Source organism: Bifidobacterium sp. WCA-178-WT-4B, from assembly GCF_009696495.1.
Lineage (GTDB): Bacteria > Actinomycetota > Actinomycetes > Actinomycetales > Bifidobacteriaceae > Bifidobacterium > Bifidobacterium infantis.
The window spans coordinates 1-23546 of sequence record NZ_VULV01000016.1 but is presented as its reverse complement, the minus strand read 5'-3'; the positions used below and the strand labels follow the sequence as shown (position 1 = coordinate 23546).

36 protein-coding genes, 2 tRNA genes and 1 pseudogene are annotated in these 23546 nt (G+C 61.1%); all 39 read left to right on the top strand.

The genetic code is table 11. The features are described from left to right. Nucleotides 1–2: 2 nt before the first annotated feature. Nucleotides 3–413 carry a hypothetical protein gene (locus tag FYJ31_RS10685; protein ID WP_154536649.1) on the top strand — a complete coding sequence of 137 codons (411 nt, stop codon included), beginning with the start codon at nucleotides 3–5 and terminating at the stop codon, nucleotides 411–413. Further along, complete coding sequence (locus FYJ31_RS10680; protein ID WP_154536648.1) at nucleotides 410–712, top strand: hypothetical protein; 303 nt, start codon at nucleotides 410–412, stop codon at nucleotides 710–712. Before FYJ31_RS10685 ends, FYJ31_RS10680 begins: the two co-directional genes overlap by 4 nt. Beyond that, a complete protein-coding gene (locus FYJ31_RS10675; RefSeq protein WP_154536647.1) occupies nucleotides 709–1011 on the top strand; it encodes a hypothetical protein in 303 nt (100 codons plus the stop codon). The genes FYJ31_RS10680 and FYJ31_RS10675 overlap by 4 nt, the downstream gene beginning before the upstream one ends. A gap of 61 nt (nucleotides 1012–1072) precedes the next feature. Beyond that, nucleotides 1073–1240, top strand: a complete 168-nt coding sequence (locus FYJ31_RS10670) for a hypothetical protein (protein ID WP_154536646.1) — start codon at nucleotides 1073–1075, stop codon at nucleotides 1238–1240. A gap of 171 nt (nucleotides 1241–1411) precedes the next feature. Further along, on the top strand, nucleotides 1412–1603 hold the full coding sequence (locus FYJ31_RS10665) for a hypothetical protein (protein ID WP_154536645.1): 192 nt from the start codon (nucleotides 1412–1414) through the stop codon (nucleotides 1601–1603). Continuing rightward, nucleotides 1587–1790 (top strand): hypothetical protein, encoded by a 204-nt coding sequence (locus tag FYJ31_RS10660; RefSeq protein ID WP_154536644.1) that lies wholly within the window; start codon nucleotides 1587–1589, stop codon nucleotides 1788–1790. The genes FYJ31_RS10665 and FYJ31_RS10660 overlap by 17 nt, the downstream gene beginning before the upstream one ends. Beyond that, complete coding sequence (locus FYJ31_RS10655) at nucleotides 1787–2419, top strand: hypothetical protein (protein WP_229774068.1); 633 nt, start codon at nucleotides 1787–1789, stop codon at nucleotides 2417–2419. The genes FYJ31_RS10660 and FYJ31_RS10655 overlap by 4 nt, the downstream gene beginning before the upstream one ends. 300 nt (nucleotides 2420–2719) lie before the next feature. After that, nucleotides 2720–3346, top strand: a complete 627-nt coding sequence (locus tag FYJ31_RS10650) for a hypothetical protein (protein WP_229774067.1) — start codon at nucleotides 2720–2722, stop codon at nucleotides 3344–3346. Then, nucleotides 3343–3705, top strand: a complete 363-nt coding sequence (locus tag FYJ31_RS10645) for a hypothetical protein (protein ID WP_154536643.1) — start codon at nucleotides 3343–3345, stop codon at nucleotides 3703–3705. Before FYJ31_RS10650 ends, FYJ31_RS10645 begins: the two co-directional genes overlap by 4 nt. 108 nt (nucleotides 3706–3813) lie before the next feature. Further along, complete coding sequence (locus FYJ31_RS10640; RefSeq protein WP_025221612.1) at nucleotides 3814–4098, top strand: hypothetical protein; 285 nt, start codon at nucleotides 3814–3816, stop codon at nucleotides 4096–4098. After that, nucleotides 4095–4259 carry a hypothetical protein gene (locus FYJ31_RS12535; protein WP_007051868.1) on the top strand — a complete coding sequence of 55 codons (165 nt, stop codon included), beginning with the start codon at nucleotides 4095–4097 and terminating at the stop codon, nucleotides 4257–4259. Before FYJ31_RS10640 ends, FYJ31_RS12535 begins: the two co-directional genes overlap by 4 nt. Continuing rightward, entirely contained in the window at nucleotides 4256–4465 is a 210-nt protein-coding gene (locus FYJ31_RS10635; RefSeq protein ID WP_012578102.1) for a hypothetical protein, read from the top strand. The genes FYJ31_RS12535 and FYJ31_RS10635 overlap by 4 nt, the downstream gene beginning before the upstream one ends. Next, entirely contained in the window at nucleotides 4462–4656 is a 195-nt protein-coding gene (locus tag FYJ31_RS10630; protein ID WP_154536642.1) for a hypothetical protein, read from the top strand. Before FYJ31_RS10635 ends, FYJ31_RS10630 begins: the two co-directional genes overlap by 4 nt. Nucleotides 4657–4773: 117 nt before the next feature. Then, complete coding sequence (locus FYJ31_RS12940) at nucleotides 4774–5550, top strand: hypothetical protein (protein WP_229774066.1); 777 nt, start codon at nucleotides 4774–4776, stop codon at nucleotides 5548–5550. Nucleotides 5551–5581: 31 nt separating this feature from the next. Continuing rightward, nucleotides 5582–5887: a type II toxin-antitoxin system RelE/ParE family toxin gene (locus FYJ31_RS10620; protein ID WP_032683781.1), complete on the top strand. Its 306-nt coding sequence runs from the start codon at nucleotides 5582–5584 to the stop codon at nucleotides 5885–5887. Further along, the gene (locus FYJ31_RS10615; RefSeq protein ID WP_007051863.1) at nucleotides 5884–6168 is read left to right on the top strand and encodes an addiction module antidote protein; all 285 of its coding nucleotides are present in this window, start codon (nucleotides 5884–5886) and stop codon (nucleotides 6166–6168) included. Before FYJ31_RS10620 ends, FYJ31_RS10615 begins: the two co-directional genes overlap by 4 nt. A gap of 114 nt (nucleotides 6169–6282) precedes the next feature. Beyond that, nucleotides 6283–6358 (top strand) — tRNA-Trp (locus tag FYJ31_RS10610). A 1-nt stretch (nucleotide 6359) separates the two neighbouring features. Further along, nucleotides 6360–6470 (top strand) — tRNA-OTHER (locus tag FYJ31_RS10605). Nucleotides 6471–6488: 18 nt separating this feature from the next. Further along, nucleotides 6489–6824 carry an HNH endonuclease gene (locus FYJ31_RS10600; protein WP_077424013.1) on the top strand — a complete coding sequence of 112 codons (336 nt, stop codon included), beginning with the start codon at nucleotides 6489–6491 and terminating at the stop codon, nucleotides 6822–6824. 248 nt (nucleotides 6825–7072) lie between these two features. Then, nucleotides 7073–7579, top strand: coding sequence for a bifunctional DNA primase/polymerase (locus FYJ31_RS10595; protein ID WP_145989035.1), 507 nt, complete (start codon nucleotides 7073–7075; stop codon nucleotides 7577–7579). Further along, nucleotides 7576–8268 carry a phosphoadenosine phosphosulfate reductase gene (locus FYJ31_RS10590; RefSeq protein WP_154536641.1) on the top strand — a complete coding sequence of 231 codons (693 nt, stop codon included), beginning with the start codon at nucleotides 7576–7578 and terminating at the stop codon, nucleotides 8266–8268. Before FYJ31_RS10595 ends, FYJ31_RS10590 begins: the two co-directional genes overlap by 4 nt. After that, nucleotides 8258–8869, top strand: coding sequence for a hypothetical protein (locus FYJ31_RS10585; protein WP_154536640.1), 612 nt, complete (start codon nucleotides 8258–8260; stop codon nucleotides 8867–8869). The genes FYJ31_RS10590 and FYJ31_RS10585 overlap by 11 nt, the downstream gene beginning before the upstream one ends. A gap of 196 nt (nucleotides 8870–9065) precedes the next feature. Then, the gene (locus FYJ31_RS10580; RefSeq protein WP_154536639.1) at nucleotides 9066–9431 is read left to right on the top strand and encodes a phage terminase small subunit; all 366 of its coding nucleotides are present in this window, start codon (nucleotides 9066–9068) and stop codon (nucleotides 9429–9431) included. Next, nucleotides 9400–10866: a terminase gene (locus tag FYJ31_RS10575; RefSeq protein ID WP_326831206.1), complete on the top strand. Its 1467-nt coding sequence runs from the start codon at nucleotides 9400–9402 to the stop codon at nucleotides 10864–10866. Before FYJ31_RS10580 ends, FYJ31_RS10575 begins: the two co-directional genes overlap by 32 nt. Continuing rightward, entirely contained in the window at nucleotides 10866–12401 is a 1536-nt protein-coding gene (locus FYJ31_RS10570) for a phage portal protein (RefSeq protein WP_154536638.1), read from the top strand. Before FYJ31_RS10575 ends, FYJ31_RS10570 begins: the two co-directional genes overlap by 1 nt. After that, nucleotides 12289–13116: a VG15 protein gene (locus FYJ31_RS10565; RefSeq protein WP_145989032.1), complete on the top strand. Its 828-nt coding sequence runs from the start codon at nucleotides 12289–12291 to the stop codon at nucleotides 13114–13116. Before FYJ31_RS10570 ends, FYJ31_RS10565 begins: the two co-directional genes overlap by 113 nt. A gap of 69 nt (nucleotides 13117–13185) precedes the next feature. Then, complete coding sequence (locus FYJ31_RS10560) at nucleotides 13186–13674, top strand: helicase (protein WP_154536637.1); 489 nt, start codon at nucleotides 13186–13188, stop codon at nucleotides 13672–13674. Between the two features lie 27 nt (nucleotides 13675–13701). Beyond that, entirely contained in the window at nucleotides 13702–14664 is a 963-nt protein-coding gene (locus FYJ31_RS10555; protein ID WP_229774065.1) for a phage major capsid protein, read from the top strand. Next, entirely contained in the window at nucleotides 14664–15098 is a 435-nt protein-coding gene (locus tag FYJ31_RS10550) for a head fiber protein (protein ID WP_052774832.1), read from the top strand. The genes FYJ31_RS10555 and FYJ31_RS10550 overlap by 1 nt, the downstream gene beginning before the upstream one ends. A 16-nt stretch (nucleotides 15099–15114) precedes the next feature. Next, nucleotides 15115–15522: a Gp19/Gp15/Gp42 family protein gene (locus FYJ31_RS10545; RefSeq protein WP_077424031.1), complete on the top strand. Its 408-nt coding sequence runs from the start codon at nucleotides 15115–15117 to the stop codon at nucleotides 15520–15522. Then, complete coding sequence (locus FYJ31_RS10540) at nucleotides 15519–15857, top strand: hypothetical protein (protein ID WP_077424033.1); 339 nt, start codon at nucleotides 15519–15521, stop codon at nucleotides 15855–15857. Before FYJ31_RS10545 ends, FYJ31_RS10540 begins: the two co-directional genes overlap by 4 nt. 2 nt (nucleotides 15858–15859) lie before the next feature. Continuing rightward, complete coding sequence (locus FYJ31_RS10535; RefSeq protein ID WP_077424035.1) at nucleotides 15860–16132, top strand: hypothetical protein; 273 nt, start codon at nucleotides 15860–15862, stop codon at nucleotides 16130–16132. Then, nucleotides 16132–16509 (top strand): hypothetical protein, encoded by a 378-nt coding sequence (locus FYJ31_RS10530; protein ID WP_077424037.1) that lies wholly within the window; start codon nucleotides 16132–16134, stop codon nucleotides 16507–16509. The genes FYJ31_RS10535 and FYJ31_RS10530 overlap by 1 nt, the downstream gene beginning before the upstream one ends. Before the next feature lie 15 nt (nucleotides 16510–16524). Continuing rightward, nucleotides 16525–17199 carry a phage tail tube protein gene (locus tag FYJ31_RS10525; protein WP_229774064.1) on the top strand — a complete coding sequence of 225 codons (675 nt, stop codon included), beginning with the start codon at nucleotides 16525–16527 and terminating at the stop codon, nucleotides 17197–17199. A 103-nt stretch (nucleotides 17200–17302) separates the two neighbouring features. Then, on the top strand, nucleotides 17303–17668 hold the full coding sequence (locus FYJ31_RS10520) for a hypothetical protein (protein WP_077424039.1): 366 nt from the start codon (nucleotides 17303–17305) through the stop codon (nucleotides 17666–17668). A 47-nt stretch (nucleotides 17669–17715) separates the two neighbouring features. Further along, nucleotides 17716–18120: a hypothetical protein gene (locus FYJ31_RS10515; protein ID WP_154536635.1), complete on the top strand. Its 405-nt coding sequence runs from the start codon at nucleotides 17716–17718 to the stop codon at nucleotides 18118–18120. A gap of 20 nt (nucleotides 18121–18140) precedes the next feature. After that, a complete protein-coding gene (locus FYJ31_RS10510) occupies nucleotides 18141–20774 on the top strand; it encodes a tape measure protein (RefSeq protein ID WP_154536634.1) in 2634 nt (877 codons plus the stop codon). 12 nt (nucleotides 20775–20786) lie between these two features. After that, the gene (locus tag FYJ31_RS10505) at nucleotides 20787–21764 is read left to right on the top strand and encodes a hypothetical protein (RefSeq protein WP_154536633.1); all 978 of its coding nucleotides are present in this window, start codon (nucleotides 20787–20789) and stop codon (nucleotides 21762–21764) included. A gap of 59 nt (nucleotides 21765–21823) precedes the next feature. Next, a pseudogene (locus FYJ31_RS10500) lies at nucleotides 21824–23546 on the top strand (hypothetical protein); the annotation flags it as partial.

Below are 23546 nucleotides of genomic sequence, written 5' to 3'. Positions count from 1 at the left end.
ACATGACGTTCGAACAGACGAACGAGAAGCAACGCCAACGCATGAAGGCGGACGCCAGGTCGCACATGGAAGCGGCCCGGATGATACTGGCCAGCCCACTCTACGCGAGGCTCAAGGGCGGCGAGGACCTGTACACGGCCGTCTGGGCGTTGTGGGAATCACTCGCCGGCACGGGATTGTCGAACATGAAGGCGGGCGCGGTATGCCACGCATGCAAGACCCATGACCTCGACCAATTGGATTGGGCGCTCACATCGATAGCCAAAACCGGGTCGATACGACCATCCTCCACACCCACCAAACACCCATTGCACTGCACCAACTGCGGCAAGGAATGCAGGCCGCACGCCGGCACCCCGATCCTCTGCAAACAATGCAAGGAAAACCTCCGAAGAAGAAAAACAAAACCATGAACAACCTGGACAAGTACATCCACCGATGCCGGTTGAACCTCGAACCACACCACCTCCAACCCGCAGACGAAACCGACGACAAACATTGCATCATCTGCGACATCAGCGGCGCTCGCCGGCATATCCGCATGGACGGTTTATGCATCAACTGCCACCTCAAATGGAGACGCAAACACGATCCCGCATACCGCAAGCGGATCAACGCCTACCAGCATCGATGGCAGCAGGAGCATCCCAACGAATTCCGCGAAATGAAACGCCGCTACGAGCAGAGGAAACGAGCAAAGGAACACCAATGAGCGTCAAAACCTACACAGACTCCACCACACGAATCATCACCAAAACCATCGAAGAACACGTCTGGGAAATCCGCTGCGACGCCATCGGATGCAACAACAGCCTCGAATTCCGGGAAAACCAGGACACCGGAGACATCACAGCAGACGGCGACTACACCGGCGACATGGACAACGAATGGCTCAACATCCACGACACCAACACCGCCATCCAAACCGCACACCAACACGGCTGGCAAGAAGGCAACAAAGGCATCCAACGAAGCCACCTCTACTGCCCCACACACAACGAAAACCAATAAAACACCAACAACCAAAAAAGAAACAACGCCGGCGCTCGCCGGCATAGGGAAAGGAGAGCCGATGACCGCACTGCTTGCGTCACCCCTCGGCAGCATCGAAACCGGAGGACAGTCAGTCCTGTACAGATGCCATCCCCGCATGATGTACGACGAATCCGTACGGAAACCCTTATTGGACATTCTGGGCAGATGGGCCCTGCATCTCATGTGCGACGCGGAGGAAGCATGAGCCAACGATGTGACCCGCACGGGCCAGGATGCTACTACCGTTGCCCGATCTGCGGTCAATGGTGGTGCTACGACCCGCGAGACGGATTCTGGGAATCAATCAGCACGATCAAAATGTTCTTCCTCCTGCACAATGTGTGGAGGCAGGAACGCAAACACAGGAAGGCGACTCATGGGCGAACCGATTGACCTCACCCAACAGGCCCTCGACGCATTGGCCTCATCGGGTCTGGGAAACGACAGTCCGGCCGAGGCGTTCGTCATCGGCTATCGGAATGGATGGCAGCAAGCCGTCGACCTGTGCATACGAATCGAAACGGCACTCAACGACGAAACGGAGGAAACCGATGACCGCACTGCTTGACGAACGATTGCGCGTCTTAGCGGCGCAGACCCACACGCTCGAGGAGAAAGTGAGCTCTCTCGGCTGGATGGCCGGCAGCGACTCGCAGACGCTGAAATCAATGACCCGTGCCCAGGCGCATCTCATGCTCGCCGAATACGACCTGTTGGATGCGCTCGAAGCAGGCAAAAAGGAGGAAAACCAATGAGCAGTGAGAAACCATTCTGGGAGGGCAAGACCTGCAAGGAGATGGCCGGACTGCACGTCAAGGCCACATGGAAGAACGGCACCATTGTTACTGGAGTGTTAGATGACACAGGAGATATTGATTTAGGCGATAACCGTTCTTTGTACACGTCACGCGGCTATGACTCTTCCTGTGATTTTGAGCCAACAGACAATATCCAATCCATCGAACTGTTGGATGACCCCGAGTATGAGCGCATCGACAACATCGAAAACGTGCAGGTGGGCGATATTGCCTGCACGACGGAGGGAAACCATTTCCGCGTCATCGATCTCAAGCCTGACCCTCTAGGCGACATGCTCCTGCGTATCCGCATCAGCGAGATAGACGGTGAGTACTGCATCGACTCCGATGATTTCGCCTACGCTTTGCGTCGGAAGCCGAAGCTGCCCGACCATGACGGGTTGTGGTGGGATAAGGACAATGCCTTGTGGAGCGTCGCCATCTCCGGCCTGGACAATTCGAAGTTGGTCGCTTTGCTTATCGGTGACCCGGAATCCCCCGTCACCGGGTCTGTTTGGTCGGGCCTCAACAGCAAGCACGTGACCTCTCAAGCTCCGTTCCGTCCGGCCAAGGCGGTGGAAGCATGAACATCCACCCGATCATTGATGAACCTCCATCGTTTCCGCAAACTGTCTTACGCCTGCTCACAGGAAGCACTCATTGCTGTGACTGGTGCGAGAAACGCTGGATCAAGGTTCACCGCACTGGCCAATTGGAATGCCGAAACCGTCGATGTCCCTACTGCGGGCAATACGGATGCCCCCGAGCCGAAAAACACTGGAAGAAATGCCCCGTGTGGAATCACATGACCCCGCCTGCATGGCTATACCCCGTGTTGAATCGGCTCTGCGAAAGAGATCTGCAACGAATGGCGAAGAAATCGAGGAATGATGCGTGACACGATTCTGTGCCTATGCGACCTGACCGGTGTCATGGCCCGCCCTTGGGTGGAACACGGGTATCAAGCCGTGTTGGTGGACCCGCAGCATGGTTGCGACCATGAAGACGGTGCCTACCTGAAACTGGCTTGCACCATCGAGGAAGCGTTCGACCAGATCAGCGTACTGGTCCGTTCCGGCCGGCTCGCGTTCGTGGCCGGGTTCCCGCCATGTACGGATATGGCGGTGAGTGGAGCGCAATGGTTCGCCCGTAAGTACGAGGCCGACCACATGTTTCAGGCGAAGGCCGTGAGCGTTGCCGAACAATGCCGGGTGATCGGTGAAATGAGCGGCGTCCCGTACATGGTTGAGAACCCGGTGAGCGTACTCAGCCGTGTTTTTGGCAAACCCTCCCACACGTTCGACCCGTGCGACTACACGGCCTACGAGCCCTTGGACAATTACACGAAAAAAACGTGCCTTTGGACGGGGGGGGGATTCCAGATGCCGGCTCCTGACCGGAATCGTATCTGGTACATGAGCGGCAAGGACAGAGCCAACAACCGAAGCAAGACGCCGCTCGGCTTCGCCCGCGCGGTTTACGAAGTCAACCAAGGAAAGGCAACGGAAGAATGAATCTTTTAGATGAAACCAAGAGTGCGATCTCACGAAGCAAGCATTCGACCGATGACGTTCGATTCGTCGGCTCCCGCGACGGGAAGCTGGGAATTCCGTGGAGTCAGGCCGAAAAGGTGCTCGACATCGATTACGACGACGGATACGGCAGTCAGGAGATAGCCGCCGATCTGGTCGTGGCGTTCACTGATGGCGGGTTCCTGCGCCGCGAGGAATACGACGGCAGCGAATGGTGGGAGTACGAGCCTCCGTTCAGAGTCCCGACATCGCAGAAGCCGTTCAAACTCGTGAAGCTGACCAGCTATTCCACACAGTTGCTTGTGGACATCAATTACCCGATGGAGGCAACGGAAGAATGAGCAACTTTTACACGGCGGGTGCGGCCGCCATGACCTCGAACAAGGACGATTGGGAGACCGCAGAAACTGTCATGCAGGCACTGCAACAGGCAATCAAGGAAGCGGACGATGAGTGACAAGGCGATGCCGTTGGGCAAGAAGTTCAAGGTCCGGTTGACCATCACGCCGGAGGAAACCGGAACGCCCGTGGACATGCTGGGATTCACGTTCACCAGCGGCAAGAACGGGCATACGACACTGAACGCACAGTACAGCAACATTCCCAAACTGGTTGACGACGGGCTCGACTCACTGTCGATTCTCGTGATCCTCAAAACACTGGAGATGTGGGCCCAGAAGGGATATGAGCTGTGCCAGCCCATCGTTCAACGATTTTACGGAGGCAGACGATGAGCTATAAGGCGAAGATATTCACCCGCGAGGAGTTTCGAGAGGTCGTCGCAGCCGCCATCTACGACTACGAACAAGCGCCCGCGAAATGCCTCTACACGACCAAGGATGCGGCAGACCAACTCTACGGCCATTACGGCGAGGAAACCGAGGTGGAGGAATGAACGGAGTACAGCTTACCAACCATCTGACCGCGCAATTCAGGGCATCAGACATAAGCCGGTACGAGGCCAGAATCACCGAGGACGGCGGCTTCAGAGACTACCTGTACGCCATGAGCCTCAAACGCCTCAAACGCAAGTGCGAGAGGTACGCGAAACGTGAACGCAAGGCCATCGAATATGTCACCACACTCAAGGAGGAATCATGAGCGCGACGAACAACCAGCGTGAGATGATACTCAAATGGCATAAAGGCAAGGCCGCGACACCCGAGTACACGGCGAAACTCCTCGGTTTGCCGTTGAGCGAGGTGCTGTACGTGATCGAGCATCCCGAACCGCCGAAACCACGCGCGGACGTGCGGACACCGGAATTCATCGAACCGAAGTTCGACGTATAGACGGGTATACGCATGTATACACGCGCATAAAGATACATAAAACGAAACCCTCCACCAATAGGCGGAGGGCACGCTCACCAAAGCACAATCATAGCCGAACGTGGAGGGTTTCAAACAATGTTCACCCAAACCGAACCATGCCAATACTGCGGCAACCAACAGGTCGAGAAACCATGGACGCTCTGCCAGGACTGCCGACGCACCTACGCGAAAACACTCCACCAGCTGTGCCGCAACATGCAACTGTTGCAGCGGGTCGCACGGCATGAGTACAAGCTCGGCGAACCGGGCAGCGGCGGGAAACCGCAGGGCGGCGAAGCGCCCAGCCCCGTCAACATGCACGCCATCGACCTGCTGGACAAAGCCGAAAGCCTGTTGCAGGACGCATGGTACGACGCGGGAGCCGTGTGGAGCGACAGATGGCAACGGCTCATCCCCCGAATGCAGACCAGGCTCGCATGGCTGTGCAAGGCGACGAACGCCGGTCGGTTCCTGCGCCAGCTCGTCAAAATGAACCGGCGCATCGAACCATTGGTGGACCGCAGGCCTCGCACACGCCGCATCATCGGCGTATGCCCAGAATGCAAACGCGAGATACAGGCCGCGAAGGGCGAATCGCTGCTACTGTGCAAATGCGGCAACCCCATCAACGTGGCGGAGCTGCGCGAGCGGAGCCGAGACAAGGCCGAGGCAATCCACCTGACCAAGACCCCTGCGGGCATGAGCCAGTGGCTCAAGGACAACTACGGATACGAGGTCAGCCGCAAGCAGATCAGCAACTGGCTCAACCGCGGCAAGCTGCCCAGCAGCAAGCCGGTCGATGACGGCTACTGGGAGTTCAACATACGGGAGATTCTGGCGTTGGCGATGGGTTCCAGCGGCCGCCCGGCTTGACATAGTGTAGCCTGTGAGATACAATAAGGGTATGGAAATCAAGCAAACCGCCGAATACCGCAAGTGGTTCAAGAAACTCAGGAACCGCGAGGCGAAAGCCGCCATCCAAGCCCGGCTCGACGCCTGCAAGCTCGCCGGCAGGCCGTTCGGCGACATCAAACCCGTGGGAGGCCCGGTCAGCGAGATGCGGTTCCACATCGGAGCCGGATACCGCGTCTACTTCACCACGCGCGGCAACGTGCTCATGCTGCTGCTCGCAGGCGGCGACAAAAGCACCCAGCAGACCGACATCAAACAAGCCCACGCCATACTCGACGACTACAAGGAGCAGCAATGAGCACCGAAATCACCGACTACGACACCAGCGAATACCTCGAAAACGAACAGGACATCATCGCCTACCTCAACGCCATAGCCGAATACGACGACCCCGCACTCATGCAGGCCGCACTCGGCAACGTCGCCAAGGCTCGAGGCATGACCCAGATCGCCAAGGACGCGGGCGTGGGGCGCGAAAGCCTCTACAAAAGCCTCAGCAAGGACGGAAACCCCAGCTTCCAGACCATCGCCAAGGTAATCCACGCCCTCGGCGGACGCCTCACCATCCAAGCCGCCTGAAAAAACAAAACACAGACAGGAGTAGGGTGAATCCACCCCGTGGTATACTCCGTATCAGGATAAGTGCGAAAGCTTCTGGGACATACATCTCAGGGGCTTTACTTATACCCACCTATGCGCGTAGCTCAGCCGGTAGAGCGGCGGTCTCCAAAACCGCAGGTCGTCGGATCGAAGCCAACCGCGCATGCCACGGCTTGCGTACGGTAGAGGACTAACCGGCCATCGCAGTGATTGCGACGGCGTGGTCAAAACAGACTAACCATGTCGGGCCACCGCGAATTCGAATCTCGCCCAAGCCACCAAACACACAGGATGGGAACATGAGCAACAAGGCAGGCTCAGGCCGATACCAAAATGGAGCAGCCCGCCGCAAATGCAAGGCCAGACACATCGCGGCCGAAGGACCAATACCGATCTGCCCGCTGTGCGGCAAACCCATAGACCTCACGCTCAAAACACCACACCCACTCAGCTGCGAACTCGATGAGATCATCCCATACAGCCGAGGCGGATCACCAACCAGCTATGACAACACACAACTCACACACAGAATCTGCAACCAAAGAAAAAGCAACAAAATAATCGCCAACACCACAGGCCACCAAAACACAAAAAAACAACCACAAAACACCATCCCAATCAGCCGCCAATGGTAACCGGGGGCCATACCCTCCCCCTCCCATGCAAGGCTCCCCACAGGTCATAGCGCCCGCATCCCCCCGCAACCCGTGTGGAGTATCGTACGTTTGGCCGCTGGGGTGTCTGCGACCGCCCGTGGAAGCCGTTCCGGCATGGTTCTGATGTTTTTGCCCCGTTGTTTTCCGAGGCTGTTACGTTTGATTCTCCGCAGTTTTGATATGTCACGAAATTAGTGTTGCGAATCATTGGAATATATGCTATAGTTATGGCTATGGTCAACCAATGTAGGAATTGCGGCCACTTCTTCCAATCCACACCAAACCCTAGGCGTCCGAGACTGTTTTGCTCGGACAGATGCCGCAAGGCGTGGAGCCGCAAACATCAGATACCCCAAGAGCTCAAGTCGCTGCTCCGTTGGGTGCGCGCCGACGGCAAGCGCCCGATCCGGTGCGATGGTTCGCCGGCCAGTTCAACCGACCCCGATACCTGGGCGTCATACCCGGAGGTCATGCGCTCGAAGGCCGGTGACGGTTACGGCATCATGCTCGGCGACGGGCTTGCGTGCTGGGATTTCGACCATGTTGATTTGACCAGTCCGCCCGATAAGGCATTGGAGCTGCTGCCCGAAGCGATCTATGCGGAGGTTTCGACCAGCGGTCACGGGCTGCATGTGTTCGTCCTGTCGTCGGAGCCGAGTTTCCGGCGTGCCGGCGTCGAGTTCTATTCGCATTCGCGGTTCATCCGCATGACCGGAAGGAGGTGGCCGAAGTGACCACGGTTATCCGCAATCAGGGCACGAGCCTCGCGGTGCGCGAGAAACTGGCCGCCGATGGCAAGCCCGTGTTGTTGGCGTTTTCGTGCGGCAAGGATTCCATCGCCGCGTGGCTGGCGATGCGGGACATGGGCATCGAGGTCGTTCCCGCGTACTTGTACTATGTGCCCGGTTTGAGGTTCGTTGACGAGGAGCTCGATTATTTCGAGCAGAAGTTCCAGACCAGAATCAAAAGGTATCCGCACCCGTCGCTGTACCGGTGGCTGAACAATGCGGTGTTCCAGGCTCCCGAGCGTCTGCGCTATATCGAGGCGGCGCGGTTGCCGGAGCCGTCGTATGAGCAGATGTGGGATTTCATCCGCGCCGACATCGGTTTGGACAAGAACACGTGGTGCGCGGATGGCGTGCGTGCCACCGATTCGATTCAGCGTCGCGGCGCGTTCGTCCAGTACGGGTACTGGCGGCGCAATCTCAAGAAGGTCAGTCCTATCGGGGATTGGCTCAAGGGCGAGGTGCTGGACTGCATCGGCGGGCATCATATCGAGCTGCCGTGTGATTATGCGTGGTTCGGGCGTTCTTTCGATGGCATCGATAAGAGGTTCACCAAGGTGCTCAAGGACAAGGCACCAGCCGATTACGCGACGCTGCTTGAATGGTTCCCTTTGTTGGAGGTGGATCATGTCAGGTGATTTCAAGTTCAATTTTTCCAAGAAGTCCAAGGGCAAGAAGGCTGTGAAGCCGGTGCCGGAGAATCTGGACGAGAACGCGAAGGAGTACCGGGAGCGCGCCCGTGCGGAGCGCAAGCGTTTCGTGGATGCGACCGACACCGAGTTCTGGCTGTGCCTGTGTTTCCCCTCCCCCGCCGAGATGGCGCGGTGGCGTGAACGGTTTGGTTTCGGCGAAAACCACCGGATCTATGCATACCGTGATGTCGAAAAACTGCTCGCCCCGTACAAGCCGGCCAAGTCGTCCGCCGTAGCGTTCGGGGCCGGCGTCGGCTTCGGTGGTGGTCTCGGTTTCGCGGAGAAGACGCCTGACCCGCTCGCCGACGTCAAATACACCGATGATCTGGAAAAGGATTGTCTCGCCGAGTTCGCCGCCCTGCACAGGGCGCTGGTCGAGGCTCGCAGTCCCAGGAAGCTCGTGGAGCCGACCGATTCCGAACACTGGTTCGCCATCGCGTTCCCCTTGCGAGACGACAAGGACTCTTTCCTTGCCGCGTACGGTCTTCGAAAGCTCGGCGACAAGTACATGGACGGCATGGCCGTCATGAAGAAACTTGGCGGGTGATGTTCCGCCTCCTAGAGTTTGGCCGCTGTGATTCGCAGCGGCTTTTCTTATGCCACGAAAGGAGGTGGATTATGCGAAACCTGTTCCAGCGTGCCGGCAATGCGGTGCGTAACGTTGCCGGTCGTATCCGCAGCGCTTTTTCTCGCGGCGGCTCGCGTTCCTCCGGCTCCTGACATTTAGATTCGAGGTGATCCAGTTGGCCAAGACCACGATAACGCAGCCGACGCTGCCTGACGGCATCGAATGGCCGGAGGCTACCGTGCGCTGGTGGGAGCATCTGGCTTCCACCCCCGGCGCGGACTCGTGGACCGAGGCCGACTGGGACAACCTCATGAACGCCGCCCTGATCCACGCCGACATCTGGGGTTCCGGCAATTTCGCCAGCGTGCCCATACTGAACAAGCTGCTGCAGGATTACGGGATCACGCCAGCCGCACGCAGCCAGATCACGCAGGCGAAAGTGAAACAGCAGGAGCGGCATACGCCGCTCGATGAGATAGCCGAACGACGGAAGCTGAGGGTGATCGAGGGTGGCAAGGCGAAGAGGCGTACAGGAACCTAGCTTCGCTCTGGTTCCCAAGCACGCGCAGTCCGAGGGAGGAGAGGCGTGCGCGCTCGCCGCCGGCTACGACATGAAGCCGGATAAGTGGCAGCGTATCGTGCTTGATGGGTGGCTCGCCACGGATTCGAAGCTGCAATGGGCGGCGTCGGATTGCGGGTGCGCGGTGCCGCGCCAGAACGGCAAGAACGCGATTCTTGAGTTCACGGAGCTGTACCTTGCCGCGATCCTCGGTATGAAGATCCTGCACACGGCGCATGAGGTGAAGACCTGCCGCAAGCATTTCCTGCGCATGAAATACTACTTCGAGAACGCGAGCAAGTTCCCCGAACTGTCGGAACTGGTCACCTACATTCGGGCCACGAACGGCCAGGAGGCCATCGTGTTGAAGAACGGTGGCAGCATTGAGTTCATCGCCCGTTCGAAGAGTTCGGGCCGTGGCTTCACGGTGGACGTGCTGGTGTGCGACGAGGCGCAGGAGCTGACCGACGAGCAGATGGAGGCCATACAGCCCGCCATCTCGTCGGCACCCTCCGGCAACCCGCTGACCATCTACACGGGCACCCCCACACCGCCGACCTCGCCGGGCACGGTGTTCGCGCGCATGCGCCGCAACGCGCACAGGGACAAGCCGCCGAAGAACCTGTGCTGGTTCGAATGGGCGGCGAACGAGATAGGCGACGTGCACGACCAGCAACGCTGGTACCAATACAATCCATCGCTCGGCACCAGACTGCTGAAAAGCGTGGTCGTTTCCGAGTCGGAGAAGATGACCCCTGACGGTTTCGCCCGCGAACGTCTCGGCTGGTGGAACGATCAGGCCGGCGCGCTGTCCGATATCGATGTTGACGAGTGGGCCAAGTGCAAGACCGACAACCCCTGCATGGATGGCTACAACTCGTATGCGGTCAAGTTCAGCGCGGACGGCGCGAACGTCACCCTCGTGGCGTGCGTGCGCCCGCCCCGCAAGTCTGGTGAATTGCCGCACGTGGAGGTCATCGCCTCGCGCAGCATGCGCGGCGGCACCGGTTGGCTGGCCGACTGGCTGACCGCCGAGAAGGACGGTGCGGAACGATGGCGCAAGGCCATCGGCATCATCATCGACGGGCGCGTGGGAGCGCCCACCCTGGTCAACAGCCTCATCGACAAGGGCGTGTCCAAAAGAGTGATCGTGGTTCCGCGCCCTTCCGACGTGGCAGACGCTTGTTCGATGCTCGAACAGGCCGTGAACGACCATGGGCTTACCCATTTCGGCCAGCCTCTGCTTGACGAGGCGGTGGGTCATGCGAAGCACAGGAAAATCGGAGACGGGTTCGGCTACGAGACGTCCATGGAGAACATCGACGTGAGTCCCGTGGAAGCGGTGGCTCTCGCGTATTGGAACGTCAAGACTTCCAAACGTCATCCGGGAAGAAGAGCAAAGGCGGTGGCATTCTGATGCAGATTCCCAGTCTTGAAAACGTGCAGGTCGATAATCTGCCCGACGAGTGCCGAGAACCGTGGGATTTGATGATACGTCAATGGTCCCAGAAGCTCGAACGTAACCTTTTGCGCACCAAATACTACGACGGACGAAACGAGCTTAAGAATCTGTCCATCGCTGTGCCGGACAGCATGGCGGGGATAAGCGAGGTCGTGGGCTGGCCGCAGAAATCGGTGGACGCTTTGGCCGACCGCATCGTGTTCGATGGTTTCGTTGGAGTCGGCGACGACGGCCGCGACCCGTTGGGTTTGGATTCGATTCTTTCCGACAACGACTTCGACGTGGAACTGCCGCAGGCCATCCGCAGCGCGCTCACCCATTCATGCTCGTTCCTGAATGTGCGCAGCGCGGAACCCGAGGATGGTCTGCGCTCGAAGGTGTCGGTATCGTTCCGCAGCGCGCTCTATGAGACCGGCCTGTGGGATTACGCCCGTCGCGGCCTGTCGGCGGCGTTGTCGATAACCGATATCGACCGTTCCCAGTACGCGCAGGCGAACACCATCGTGCCTTCCGAGCTCATGCTCTACATGCCCGGCTACACGATTCGTATACGCCGCGCGCAATCAGGCCGCTATCATGCGGACGCTCCCCGGAACACGTACATGGATCATGTGCCCGTTTACCTGATCCCCTACCATCAGGACCTGAACCGCCCCTTTGGCCGCTCGCGCATCAGCCGCGAGGTCATGAGCATCACCGACACGGCGGTTCGCACCATGCTGCGCATGGAGGTAAGCGCCGAATTCTATTCGAGCCCGCAACGCTACCTCATCGGCGCTGACGAGCCGCCCGAGGACAAGAACGGCAAGAAGCTGACCGGCTGGGAAGCCACCATCTCGAAGATGCTCAACATCAGCCTCAACGAGGACGGCCAGGCACCCGCCATCGGCCAGTTCACGCAGATGACCATGCAGCCGCACACCGACATGCTTCGCGCACTCGCGGCACGCATGAGCGGCGCGACCGGCGTACCGCTCAGCCAGTTCGGCGTGATGACGGACTCCGGCCCTTCCTCGTCCGACGCGATCATGGCGGCGGAAAGCGAGCTTGTCATCGAGGCGAAGAACGCCTGCCGCGCCATCGGCGTGCAGCTACGCAAGGCCGCGAGGGACATCGCCATACTCAACGGCACCAGCGAGGACAGCGACGAGCTCGACCGCCTGCAGGTCAACTGGCGTGACCCCGAACGCCCATCGCAGGCCGCGCTCTCCGATGCCATCGTGAAGCAGGTGACGGCCATTCCATGGCTCGCCAACTCCGACGTGGTGTTGGAGAAGCTCGGCTACACGGATTCCGACATCACACGCCTGTTGGCCGACAAGCGCAAGGCCGAAACCCGCAGCGTGCTTGACTCCCTCGTGAACGGAGGCAACAAGGATGACGGACAACCGGCAACTGAACCAGTTGCAAGCCAGCCAAGCCAGGGCGGTGGAACTGGCACGCCGCGATCTGGCGAAACTGTGGGAGACGCTGCAACAGCTCAGCCCTGAATGGCAGCGTGACATGCTGCTCGACTACGTGCCGCAACTGGTCGTCAAATACGGCGACCTCGCGGCGCATGCCGCCTATGAATGGTATATGCGCGTCCGTGGCGAATCGGTGCCAGACCCGTGGGAGTACGACCTATCCGACTCTTTCCCCGGCGACGGCATCGACAAGACCATACGCTGGCAGGCCGGCCACCTGTGGACGGACCCGCAGACCATGCAGGCGTATCTGGTCGGCGCGATGCAACGCTGGGTCATGTATTCGGGGCGTGAAACCGTTGCCCGCCTGTGCGAGCACGACCCGTCCGAACCACGGTACGCGCGCGTGCCGAGAGGCGCGAAGACGTGCGCGTTCTGCACGATGCTCTGCTCGCGAGGCTGGGTGTACCACAGCGAGAAAACCGCGAAATACGCCAAAGGCTCGTTCAGCCTGTTCCACGACGACTGCGACTGCCAGATCGTGCCCGAATGGGACAGGGACCAAGCGCACATCGAGGGCTACGACCCCGACCGCATGTACTCGGAATACATGCACGCCCGCAGCCTCATCGAGAACGGCGGCCTGGACGACGACACCTATCGGATGATAAAGGCCACCACAAAAGGCAATCCCGACAATCCCAACGACCCGAACACGCTTGTCTACCTGATGCGCCGGCTTTACCCCGACCGATACAAGGACGGGTATGGAGTACCCAGACCGTCCCGTTCGCACTGAATTTTCCCCAACCACCCGCACGGGTGGTTTTTTTATGCCCGAAACGGGCCCAACCCACTAGGAGGAACCATGACCGACGAGGCCAACGGCAACCAGCAGGCGGCATCGACCGAGAACGGAGCGAAGCCGCCCGAAATCGACTACGAGGCCAAATACCGGGAGGCCGTCGCCCATTCCCGCGAATGGGAGAAACGCGCCAAGGACAACAAGGCAGCCGCCGACGAACTGCAACAGCTCAAGGAGGCCCAACTGTCCGAAGCCGAAAAGACAGCCAAGCACATCAAAGAGCTTGAAGCCAAAAACGCCGCCTACGAGGCGGAAAAACAGCAGAACGAATGGAAGACGCAGGTCTCCAAGGAAACCGGCGTGCCCATCGCACTGCTCCACGGCTCCACCCTCGAAGAAATGCAAGCCAACGGCAAGGCGCTCGCCGACTACATCACCGACAAAACCAAGCCCACGGTGCATGCCGCATCCGAATCCAACCAGCCGCCCGCACCATCCGACACATCCGGCGACTGGATCCGTGACCAGTTCCTCAAACAAAAGCAGAAATAACCCCCTCCATAGAAAGAAGGTATGACGATGGCTTCCAACGTGAACTCCATCATCACCAGCAGCGACCTCGGCGGCGGACTCATCCCCACCGAATACGCCACCCAGATTATCCAGGACGCTCCCAAGTCGAGCGTATCCCTGACACGCATGCGTCAGATTCGCATGAGCACCCGCACGCGCACGCAGCCGGTGCTTGACTCCAAGCCGATCGCCTACTGGGTTGGCGGCGATACCGGCCTGAAGCAGACCACGAAGATGAAATGGTCGGGCCTAAGCATCACGGCCGAGGAGCTTGCGGCCATCGTGCCCATCCCGGAGGCCGTCATCGCGGATTCCGGCATCCCCATCTGGCCGGAGGTCATGCCGCGTCTGATTTCCGCGCTTGGCTACAAGCTGGACCAGGCGACACTGTTCGGCGTGGACAAGCCGTCCAGCTTCCCTGACGGCATCATCCCGCAGGCCATCGCGGCGCACAACACGCTCACCCAGGGCAAGGACCTCGCCAAGGACGTTGCCAGCATGGGTCAGAAGCTCGCCGAACAGGGCTTCGCCATGAACGGCTTCGCCAGCAAGCCGGGCCTGAACTGGGAACTTATCGGCCTGTGCAACGCCAACGGCAGCCCGATCTACGTGCCCTCGCTCGCCTCCGGCGCGCCGTCCACCCTGTACGGCTTCGGCCTCAACGAGGTAGACAACGGCGCGTGGGATACCACCAAGGCCGTGCTGCTCGGAGCCGACTGGTCGAACTTCGTGGTCGGCATCCGTCAGGACATCACCTACAAGATGCTTGACCAGTCGGTTATCTCTGACGATAACGGCAAGGTGATTCTGAACCTCGCGCAGCAGGATTGCGTCGCCATGCGCGTCGTGTTCCGCGTCGGCTTCCAGATCGCCAACCCCATCAACGACGTGCAGCCGGACAAGACCAAGCGCTTCCCCGCGTACGTCATCGCGCCGGTCACCGGAACGTCGGTGGCCACCGGAGCGTGATGGCCATGGGACTGAACAAGCAGATACAGTTCGTGCGTCAACCGAAGCCGACTGACGGCGAGATTATCGCTCAGGTGGCCGTTTTTGACGGGGAAGGCAATCCGGTCGATGTCGGCGGCGCTCCCACCGCCGACACGCTTGCCGGTGCCACCAACACCGGCAAGGCGGTGCTCAAAGCCACGGATGCAGCCGGCGCGCGCAAGGCCATTGGCGCGGGAACGTCCAGCTTCAGTGGAAGCTACAACGACCTGTCGAACAAGCCGACGATTCCGCCCGCCTACACGCTGCCCGCCGCCACGGCTGAGGCGTTGGGTGGCGTCAAGAAGGGTGCCGCGATCCCGGATCTCGCGAGCGGCGCGGATGCGGCGGTCATCGCCACGAAGGTCAACAGCATCCTCGCCCAGTTGCGCGCGATCGGTGTCATCGCCGTCTGACGTGGGGAGGTGCGTTATGGCCGACGAAACGGAAGAAAACCCATTCGCCACCCACACGGAATTGTCCAAACGCTGGAAGCAGATGCCGGACGACCCGGATTATGTTGACCAGCGGCTGGCTGATGCATCGCAGTTCATTCGCGAGCAGTGTCCCGGATGGCGCGATATCGCATCCGCCACGTTGGAACGCATCGCCTGCGAGCTCGCCAAGGATGTGATCTCGTCCGACATGCAGACCGAGGGTGCCGGTTTCGATACGACCGGTGCCAGCAATCTCAGTCTCACGGCGGGCAGTTTCACTCAGTCGATGACCTTCTCGAATCCTCGCGGCGAATTCTATCTGTCCAAGGGACAGAAGAAGGCGCTTGGGCTCACCGGCCAACGCTTTTACAGCGTCGACCTGTCGAGCGGGGAGGCGTCATGAGGGGCGAGACCGTGAAGGTGCTGCGCTACACGTCCACCGGTGGGACAGACCCCGGCGGCTCGCCAGTCACCAAGGTTGATATCGAGTCGGTTGGCAACGTGCTTGTCTCGCCCGGCGCGATGAGCAACGCCACCGACTCGATTCGACCTGACGGCGTGACCGTTGCATTCACCTGCTTCTTCCCCCGCAGCTACGCATACCGGAGTCTGCGCGGGGCGATGGTGCGCATCGATTCCCATGACTACAAGGTGGTCGGAGACCCGAGGCCTTTGGACGGCGGCATGAAGCCGACCGCATGGAACCTCAAGGTCGAAGTCACCGACACGGAGGGATAACCATGGTCAAGATGGTGAAACTGAATTATTCGGCGTTTCAGGCATACCGGCGCAACGAGGGTTCCAAGGCCGCCATAGGCGAGGCTCGGAAGCTCGCGGCGAGGGCGAACGCCATGGGCTCGCCCACACACGCGGGCCAGCCCATGTATACGGCGTTGGGCCCTCAGCCAAGCCCCGAGGGAGTCACCGCGCTCGTGCACACGGAGAACACCGCCGCGCGCGTCGATAACGCGGCCCACAACACGTTGGCCAAGGCGTTGGGAGGTGGCGGCTGATGGCCGTGAACGCTGAAAAACTCGTCATGGACTGGCTCAACGCGGACCCGACGATCAAGGCCGAATATCCGGCCAGTTTCGACGTGCCCGCCGGATCATCGGCCACGCACCCGCTGCCGTTCGTCACCGTCGAACAGGTGGGAGGCTCGGACGAACGGTTCCGCAGCCTGCCGCTTATCGCGGTGCAGGTGTGGGGCGAGTCGCGCTGGCTGGTCTCCGAGGCTGCGGCGAAACTCATACTCCCCCGCCTCAAACGCATAACGGAGTTGCCCGAGGTCGCCGACATCGACATCGCCGGCCGCACGCATTTCCCCATGCCGGACGGGCGGCCCCGCTACCAGATACTCATACAACTCACCGTCAAATCAGACGACTAACGAAAGGTCTAAATCATGGCTGGTTCCACAACCAACGATTCCACCATGGTGTCGCTGGGCAAATTCAAGGTCGGCGGCTACGCCTACTGGGCACCGTCCGGCACCGTGCTGCCCACTAATTCCTCCACCCCGCTGGCCGCGGCGTTCAAGCTGCTCGGCTACCTGTCCGAGGACGGTCTGACCAACACGACCGACACCGACACCACCGAGATCAAGGACGCCAACGGCACGACCGTGATGAAGGTCATCACCAGCTACGCCGAGTCCTACCAGTTCGCGCTGCTGGAGGTGCTGCGCGCCGAGGCCGCCAAGATGCGCTACAACACGGGCGCGGTCACCGGCACGGACAAGAGCATGACCATCAAGCACCAGATGCCCTCCGACGAGGACTTCGTGCTCGTGTTCGAAATCGCGATGAGCGGCGACGTCAAGGACCGCCTCGTGATCGGCAACGGCACGCGCGCCGAGTTCGGCGACCGCCAGGTGCATGCCGGCGACGCGCAGGTCTACGACGTCACCGTGTCCGCCAACGACATGGGCAACGGCGTCACCGCCATCGAATACATCGGCAGGTCCACGGCTGTCAGCGAGAGCGCCGCCGTCACCGAGGCCCTGCTCGGCAAGGTCGTCGACCCGGCCAACGGCGACGAGAACGCCGAAACCGCCGAAGAGGTTCCGGCCGCCGAATGACGGTTCTTCCCGCGTCGCGCTTCGAACGACTTCCCACGACGCGGGAACCTTTTCTTCGTTCAACCGTGGAAGTCGTTTTCACTAGTCTTTTGGAGAAGTCATCATGTCACGAAACCGCCACCGTTCCGGCAACCCCGCCAACAATGTTCCCGGCAGCCGTCCGCAGGATCACAAGCCCGCGCAGGGCAAGCCACGCACCGTCACCGTCAAAGGGCTCGTCCTGACACTGGACCCGGCCAAGCTCAACGACTGGGAGCTCATGGAATCCCTCTACGACCTCCAGTCCGACCCACAGAACAATGCGCTGAGCGTGGTACCGTTCCTGCGCGGCATGTTCTCAGCCAAGGACTACGGGCGCATCAAGAACCGTCTGCGCGACCCCGAAACCGGACGCATCACCGGAGACGCCATGGGCGAGTTCCTGCAGGAACTGTTCGCGCGTCTGAACGAGGAATCCCCAAACTCCTGACGCTCGTATACCTGCTGCATGCCTGCCCCGACCAGTTGGCGGCGGACATGCGGCGCGTATACGGGCTTAGCGTCTATGAGCTGGATCCATTGGAAGCGGCAGCGCTGGCGGTGAACCTGCCTGCGGGCTCACTGGTGTGGCAGAGGCTGGACGTTCCGGCCGCCTGGACGCTCGACCAGTATCTGATGGCCGCGCGGATCGACCAGATGAACATGTGGATGTGGGGCAACGCCGACCCGAAGAAACGCGGCCCACAACCCGAACCGCTGCCACGACCCGGCAACGGAAGCGGCCATGCCGTCGCGAACCCCTCCAATCCGGAGGACTCCGGGGAAGCAACGCGCAGGACGCGCACCATCAAGCCCATGGCCCTGACCATCGAACAGCTCGACGAGTTCATGAGCCGCGACTTCACGGACGTGGAGACGAAACCCTTCACCCACAACGAATAACCGAATAGAGAGGCACGGTCATGGCATACCAGCTGGCTCAGGCGTACGTGCAGATCGTGCCCAGCATGAAGGGCGTGGGCAAGGCCATCGAAAGCGCGTTCGACGGGCCATCCAAATCGGTCGGCCAGAAAGCCGGCGACACCGCCGGCGGCGGCTTCTCCAGGGGATTCTCCGCGAAGCTCGGCGTGATCAGCGGCGTCGCATCCAGCATCGCCACGAAGGTCATCGGCGTGTTCTCCGGCCTGTCCGGGCAGATCCTCGACGCATCGGATTCGACCCAGAAGTTCGCACAGACACTGGACTTCGCCGGCGTCGGGGCCGACCAGATCAAGAAACTGACCACGTCCACGCAGGAGTACGCGAACAAGACCGTCTACGGCATCGACGACATCCGCAACACCACCGCCCAGCTGGCCGCCAACGGCGTGCCGAACTACGACAAGCTCGCCGAAGCGGCCGGCAACCTGAACGCGGTCGCGGGCGGCAACAGCGAAACGTTCAAAAGCGTCGCGATGATGCTCACCCAGACCGCCGGCGCAGGCAAGCTGACCACGGAGAACTGGAACCAGCTGGCCGACGCGATCCCAGGCGCTTCGGGCAAGCTCCAGGAGGCGATGCTCAAGAACGGCGCGTACACTGGCAACTTCCGCGACGCGATGGCAAAAGGCGAGATCACCTCACAGGAGTTCAACGACGCGCTCATGCAACTGGGCATGAACGACGGTGCCATCAAGGCGGCGGAAAGCACGCAGACGTTCGAGGGCGCGTTCGGCAATCTCGAGGCCACCATCGTGGACGGTGCGGCGAACATCGTCAACACCGTCAAACCGTACATCACCGGAGCGGTCACTGCGTTGGGCGACGGCATCGGCAAGGCGATGCAGTGGGTGAACGACCTCACGGGCGCGCTCATGAAAACCGAGGGCGTGCAGACGTTCGCCAACGGGGTGAAAAGCATCGCCGGCGCGGTCGGTTCGGTCGTCGGCCCGTTCGCCGGCGTCATCGGCAGCCTGCTCGGCCTCACCGGCGGCGCGTACAGTGCCGGCGGGGCCGCCCAGCAGCTCTCCAATATTCTGGGCAGCATCGGCGGCATGCTCCAGTCGGTCGGCACGTTCGTCCAGCAGAACGCCGACTGGATGCAGGCGCTCGCGGTCGCGGTCATGGCGGGATATGGCGCGTTCAAGCTGTTCTCGATCATCACGACCGTGGTCGGCTTCATCAAGGCGTTCAGCCTCGCTGACACCGTCGCCGCCGCAAAGCAGTGGCTGTTGAACGCGGCTATGAACGCGAACCCAATCATGCTGGTCGTCACCGCGATATCGGCGCTGGTCGCCGCACTGGTCTGGTTCTTCACGCAGACTGAGACGGGTCGCAAGGCGTGGGCGGCGTTCACGTCGTTCGTCTCCTCTGCATGGCAGAAGACGGTCGATGCCGTCACCAGTCTCGGCCAGAACATCGCGAACTTCTTCACGCAGACGCTTCCCAATGCGTTCCAGTCCGTCGTCCAATGGTTTCAGCGGCTGCCGGAACGTATCGGCAGCGCATTGTCGAACCTGCTCACGGCTGTGGGCGAATGGGCCACCTGTCTCGCGCAATCCGCGTGGACCGCCGGGAACCAGTTCGTGCAGAACGTCGTGTACTTCATCACGCACTTGCCTGAGACGATTGCCTACTGGCTGTCCTATTCGATCACGTTCGTGGTCGCATGGGTCGCGCTTATGGGTCAGAAGGCCATCGACGCTGGCACACAGTTCGTGCAGAACGCGGGCACGTTTATATCCCAGCTGCCAGGCAATATCTGGAACTGGCTGGTCGCCACCGTCACGAACACGGCCAATTGGGTGGCGCAGATGGCCGGCAAGGCCAGCGAGGCCGGAAGCCAGTTCCTCAACAACATGGCCACGTTCATTTCCCAATTGCCCGGCAGGATATGGGCGTTCCTCGTGAACGTGCTGACCGGCGCGGCCAACTGGGCAGGACAGATGGCGTCGAACGCGGCGCAGGCCGGCAGCAGTTTCATACGGAATGTGATCCAGTTCGTATCTCAGCTGCCCGGATGCATCGCCGCCTACCTGCGCGGCGTGATATCGAACGTCGGGGCCTTCGCCGGTCAGATGGGGCAGGGCGCGCTCAACGCCGGACGACAGTTTTTGAGCAACATCGTCAACACGCTCGCCTCGATACCGGGCCGTGTGGTGTCCATCGGACGCAACATCGTCGAGGGCATCGTCAGCGGCATCATGGGCAGCATGGGCCGGGTCGGCTCGGCGATTCTCGGCGGCATGAATGCCGCCATCGCCAACGTGAAGCGCATGCTCGGCATCCACTCCCCCTCACGCCTGTTCCGCGACCAGATCGGCATGATGATGGGCCTTGGCCTCGCCAACGGCATCGACGCTTCCGCACGCTATGTGAACGCCTCCATGGGCAGCATGATCGGCGGGCTCATGCCCGACATCAACGACCTGCTGCCCGCCAACCGCACGTACGACGCGGCCACGATGAACCGGCGCATGGTGTACACGCCGTCCACGGACGCCATGCAACCGCAAGCGGGCGCGTCGAACGTGAACATCACCAACTACTATCCGCAGGCCGACCCGTGGCCACTCGCCACGAACGACAGTCTCGACAAGCTGACGGTCGGAATCTAAAGGGGGTTGCTTATGGCCGGTGTCGATTACGCGCTCAACGGCGTGGCCCTCGACTCCCAGTATTGCCGGGTCACGTTGGGCAGCACCCTGTTCGCTGGGGTCTCCGTGTCCCGCAGCAAGGTCAGCGCCCCGTTCCGGCATGGCACGATACCATCCGGTTTCGCCCCATCGTTCGAGGAACGCAGCGTGACGCTCAAGGTCACCGCGTTCCGTGCGGGAGCATTGGGCCGCGCTGATGCCGCGGGTTTGGATTCGAGCCGCCTGGCGCGCCTGTGCACGGCACCAAGCCTGACATTGGGCCGTCGGGTCAACGGGCGGAGACAGCAGGCCGTCGTGGAGCTCGCCAGTCTGGAGGCCGACGACGGAGGCACCGTGCTGGACAGGCTCACCCCGTTCACGGCGGTGCTCGCCATGCCCCAGGTGTGGTGGCGCGATCCGGTCGCGTATGACCGTCAGGTGGCGGCGAACACAACGGACTGGCTGTGGCCGTCAGCCGTGCAATGGCGGCAGGAATACTGGACGCGCTGGAGTGGCGCGGCGAACGATTCGACCAGTCTCATGGCGGATTTCGTGACCATGTGGATTGGTGAGCCGAACAATTCGCCGTCGCTGCTGATCCCGTTGTCGTCGGGCATACCGGATGGCATGTTCGGTGACGCGCCCGTCACCGATCCGATAATACGGCTGCCCAAGGGCGTGAGCAGCGCCTCGGTCACCGACCCCACGTCGAACACGGGCGTCATCTGGCAGGGTGCGGCCAACGCGAACGCCTACACGTATGTGGACGTGGGCAACTGCCTCGCATGGCAGTCCACGGCGGATCATCAGTGGACGCAATCTGGCACGGACGTGACCGGCGGCTTGGATTATCCGGCGGGCGGCCTGCTGCAATGCTGGCCGAACCCGGTGGACAACGGCTACCGGCTCACGTCGAAGATCACCGGCAGCGGCGAGCCATTGCTCGTGCACGTGCGCCGCGCATGGTGGTAGACCCCGTATTCCCCTTCTATGCAATTTCCGCGCCGGTTTTCAACGTCTGGAGTCCCCTTATGGTCAAGACACTGCACGCCCGCCTCGTCGCCTACCTGCCCAACGGCGGCAGGCTCGGCAACCTGCCCGCACCGCTCTCATGGGACGCGAGCATCGTCAACAACGACCTCGGAGCACTCAAGGTCGTCTACAGCCGTCGTACCGTCGGCGGCGGAATCCTGAAACGCGGCCTCGAACAGGGGCTCGAGATCGGGCTCGAGGTCAGTGACGGCGGAACATGGAGCGAACCCTACAACTGCCGCTACCTGCTCATAGGCCGCTCCCGCAACGCCGAAGACGTGTCGGACACGGTGACGCTCACCTGCCAGAGCATGGGCTGGCTGGCCAACAAGATTCTGAACAACGACACCGCGCATCTGATAGCGGACGGCGACAACAAGGGCAAGCGCGCGTTCCTGTCGAAGAACCCCGGCACCATCATCAGAACGATTCTCGATGAGAACAAGGCCCGCAAGGGTGCCGGCCTCGTTTTGGCCCCCGGTTTCGACACCGGCAAGGACGCGGCTGGCGCGAACTGGAAGAGCGTGTACACGCTCTACTACTCGTTGGGCACGAGCCTGAACAGCATGCTTTCGAGCATGGTGGGCGGCGGTGCCATCGACTGGCGCACCGAGGGCCGCACCCTCAGAATCTGGAACGCCGACAGCACCAGTCTCAGCCGTGACCTGTCGGGCCGCGTGCACATCAGCATGGCGCACGACATACTCGAGGCACCCGAAGAGGAAAGCATCGAAGACCTCTCCAGCGATATCCTCGTGGAGGGTGACAACGGGCTAATCTTCCGCGAGTCGAATCCGGCGGCACCCACGCCGTGGGGTGGCTGGGAATCCTATGTCTCTCAGGGTGGAGTCTCGGACGAGGCCACCGCCAAGGCGTTCATGCAGACCACATTGGCCAGCGCGGCCCGTGTGCGCGGCCAGTACACCCGCTCGCTGCTCGTCACCAACGCCGAATCATTGCCGTTGGTGGACTACCGGCCCGGCGACTGGATCACCGCGCCCACAGTCCAGCACGGCGAGAAGGTGCGAATCCAACAGGTCACCGTTTCGCTTGACTCCAACGGGCTCAAGGCCAGCATCACGCTCAACGACAAGGTGTACGACTCGCAGGTGCGAGCCAACAAGAAGATTCAGGGCATCACCGGTGGCGCAACGTTGGCCGGCAGCGAGGGCGGCCGCCCGGCTCCGGAGAAGGATCATCGTACGCCGAAGGCCGTGACCGGCTTGGTCGTGGCCACGGACGCCTATATCTCCTCCCGTGGTACGGCTTTGGGTCTGGCGACCTTGCAGTGGGCTGCGGTTTCGCAGGCCACGGATGACACGGCCATCGACATTTCGGGCTATCGCGTGGAGTATCGCAAGAACCTTGCCGGTGCGCCGTGGGTTTCCGGTGGCGTGACTGACGCGCAGCGGCTCACGTTGGGCATCGGCGGGCTCGAATGCGGGCAACGCTATGAGTTCCGGGTCAGGGCCGTGCCAACGTATTCAGACAAATTAGGTGACTGGTCGAACGTGGTCGTGGCTTTGGTGGCCAGTGACGTGACGCCGCCGAGCATACCGTCCAAGCCTATCCTCACCAGCAAGCTCGGTGTGGTTGACGTGCAGTGGGACGGCAGGAACAATGCCGGCGGCGGCATGGAGCTGGACTTCGACCACGTGGAGGTCGGCATTTCCGATTCGAACGGGAATTGGAAATACCGGGATAGCGTGGCGCGTGACGGCT

Coding starts and splice junctions, on each gene's coding strand:
- FYJ31_RS10685 (WP_154536649.1), top strand. CDS start 3: ATGACGTTCGAACAGACGAACGAGAAGCAACGCCAACGCATGAAGGCG.
- FYJ31_RS10680 (WP_154536648.1), top strand. CDS start 410: ATGAACAACCTGGACAAGTACATCCACCGATGCCGGTTGAACCTCGAA.
- FYJ31_RS10675 (WP_154536647.1), top strand. CDS start 709: ATGAGCGTCAAAACCTACACAGACTCCACCACACGAATCATCACCAAA.
- FYJ31_RS10670 (WP_154536646.1), top strand. CDS start 1,073: ATGACCGCACTGCTTGCGTCACCCCTCGGCAGCATCGAAACCGGAGGA.
- FYJ31_RS10665 (WP_154536645.1), top strand. CDS start 1,412: ATGGGCGAACCGATTGACCTCACCCAACAGGCCCTCGACGCATTGGCC.
- FYJ31_RS10660 (WP_154536644.1), top strand. CDS start 1,587: ATGACCGCACTGCTTGACGAACGATTGCGCGTCTTAGCGGCGCAGACC.
- FYJ31_RS10655 (WP_229774068.1), top strand. CDS start 1,787: ATGAGCAGTGAGAAACCATTCTGGGAGGGCAAGACCTGCAAGGAGATG.
- FYJ31_RS10650 (WP_229774067.1), top strand. CDS start 2,720: ATGATGCGTGACACGATTCTGTGCCTATGCGACCTGACCGGTGTCATG.
- FYJ31_RS10645 (WP_154536643.1), top strand. CDS start 3,343: ATGAATCTTTTAGATGAAACCAAGAGTGCGATCTCACGAAGCAAGCAT.
- FYJ31_RS10640 (WP_025221612.1), top strand. CDS start 3,814: ATGAGTGACAAGGCGATGCCGTTGGGCAAGAAGTTCAAGGTCCGGTTG.
- FYJ31_RS12535 (WP_007051868.1), top strand. CDS start 4,095: ATGAGCTATAAGGCGAAGATATTCACCCGCGAGGAGTTTCGAGAGGTC.
- FYJ31_RS10635 (WP_012578102.1), top strand. CDS start 4,256: ATGAACGGAGTACAGCTTACCAACCATCTGACCGCGCAATTCAGGGCA.
- FYJ31_RS10630 (WP_154536642.1), top strand. CDS start 4,462: ATGAGCGCGACGAACAACCAGCGTGAGATGATACTCAAATGGCATAAA.
- FYJ31_RS12940 (WP_229774066.1), top strand. CDS start 4,774: ATGTTCACCCAAACCGAACCATGCCAATACTGCGGCAACCAACAGGTC.
- FYJ31_RS10620 (WP_032683781.1), top strand. CDS start 5,582: ATGGAAATCAAGCAAACCGCCGAATACCGCAAGTGGTTCAAGAAACTC.
- FYJ31_RS10615 (WP_007051863.1), top strand. CDS start 5,884: ATGAGCACCGAAATCACCGACTACGACACCAGCGAATACCTCGAAAAC.
- FYJ31_RS10600 (WP_077424013.1), top strand. CDS start 6,489: ATGAGCAACAAGGCAGGCTCAGGCCGATACCAAAATGGAGCAGCCCGC.
- FYJ31_RS10595 (WP_145989035.1), top strand. CDS start 7,073: ATGGCTATGGTCAACCAATGTAGGAATTGCGGCCACTTCTTCCAATCC.
- FYJ31_RS10585 (WP_154536640.1), top strand. CDS start 8,258: ATGTCAGGTGATTTCAAGTTCAATTTTTCCAAGAAGTCCAAGGGCAAG.
- FYJ31_RS10570 (WP_154536638.1), top strand. CDS start 10,866: ATGCAGATTCCCAGTCTTGAAAACGTGCAGGTCGATAATCTGCCCGAC.
- FYJ31_RS10565 (WP_145989032.1), top strand. CDS start 12,289: ATGACGGACAACCGGCAACTGAACCAGTTGCAAGCCAGCCAAGCCAGG.
- FYJ31_RS10560 (WP_154536637.1), top strand. CDS start 13,186: ATGACCGACGAGGCCAACGGCAACCAGCAGGCGGCATCGACCGAGAAC.
- FYJ31_RS10555 (WP_229774065.1), top strand. CDS start 13,702: ATGGCTTCCAACGTGAACTCCATCATCACCAGCAGCGACCTCGGCGGC.
- FYJ31_RS10550 (WP_052774832.1), top strand. CDS start 14,664: ATGGCCATGGGACTGAACAAGCAGATACAGTTCGTGCGTCAACCGAAG.
- FYJ31_RS10545 (WP_077424031.1), top strand. CDS start 15,115: ATGGCCGACGAAACGGAAGAAAACCCATTCGCCACCCACACGGAATTG.
- FYJ31_RS10540 (WP_077424033.1), top strand. CDS start 15,519: ATGAGGGGCGAGACCGTGAAGGTGCTGCGCTACACGTCCACCGGTGGG.
- FYJ31_RS10535 (WP_077424035.1), top strand. CDS start 15,860: ATGGTCAAGATGGTGAAACTGAATTATTCGGCGTTTCAGGCATACCGG.
- FYJ31_RS10530 (WP_077424037.1), top strand. CDS start 16,132: ATGGCCGTGAACGCTGAAAAACTCGTCATGGACTGGCTCAACGCGGAC.
- FYJ31_RS10525 (WP_229774064.1), top strand. CDS start 16,525: ATGGCTGGTTCCACAACCAACGATTCCACCATGGTGTCGCTGGGCAAA.
- FYJ31_RS10520 (WP_077424039.1), top strand. CDS start 17,303: ATGTCACGAAACCGCCACCGTTCCGGCAACCCCGCCAACAATGTTCCC.
- FYJ31_RS10515 (WP_154536635.1), top strand. CDS start 17,716: ATGCGGCGCGTATACGGGCTTAGCGTCTATGAGCTGGATCCATTGGAA.
- FYJ31_RS10510 (WP_154536634.1), top strand. CDS start 18,141: ATGGCATACCAGCTGGCTCAGGCGTACGTGCAGATCGTGCCCAGCATG.
- FYJ31_RS10505 (WP_154536633.1), top strand. CDS start 20,787: ATGGCCGGTGTCGATTACGCGCTCAACGGCGTGGCCCTCGACTCCCAG.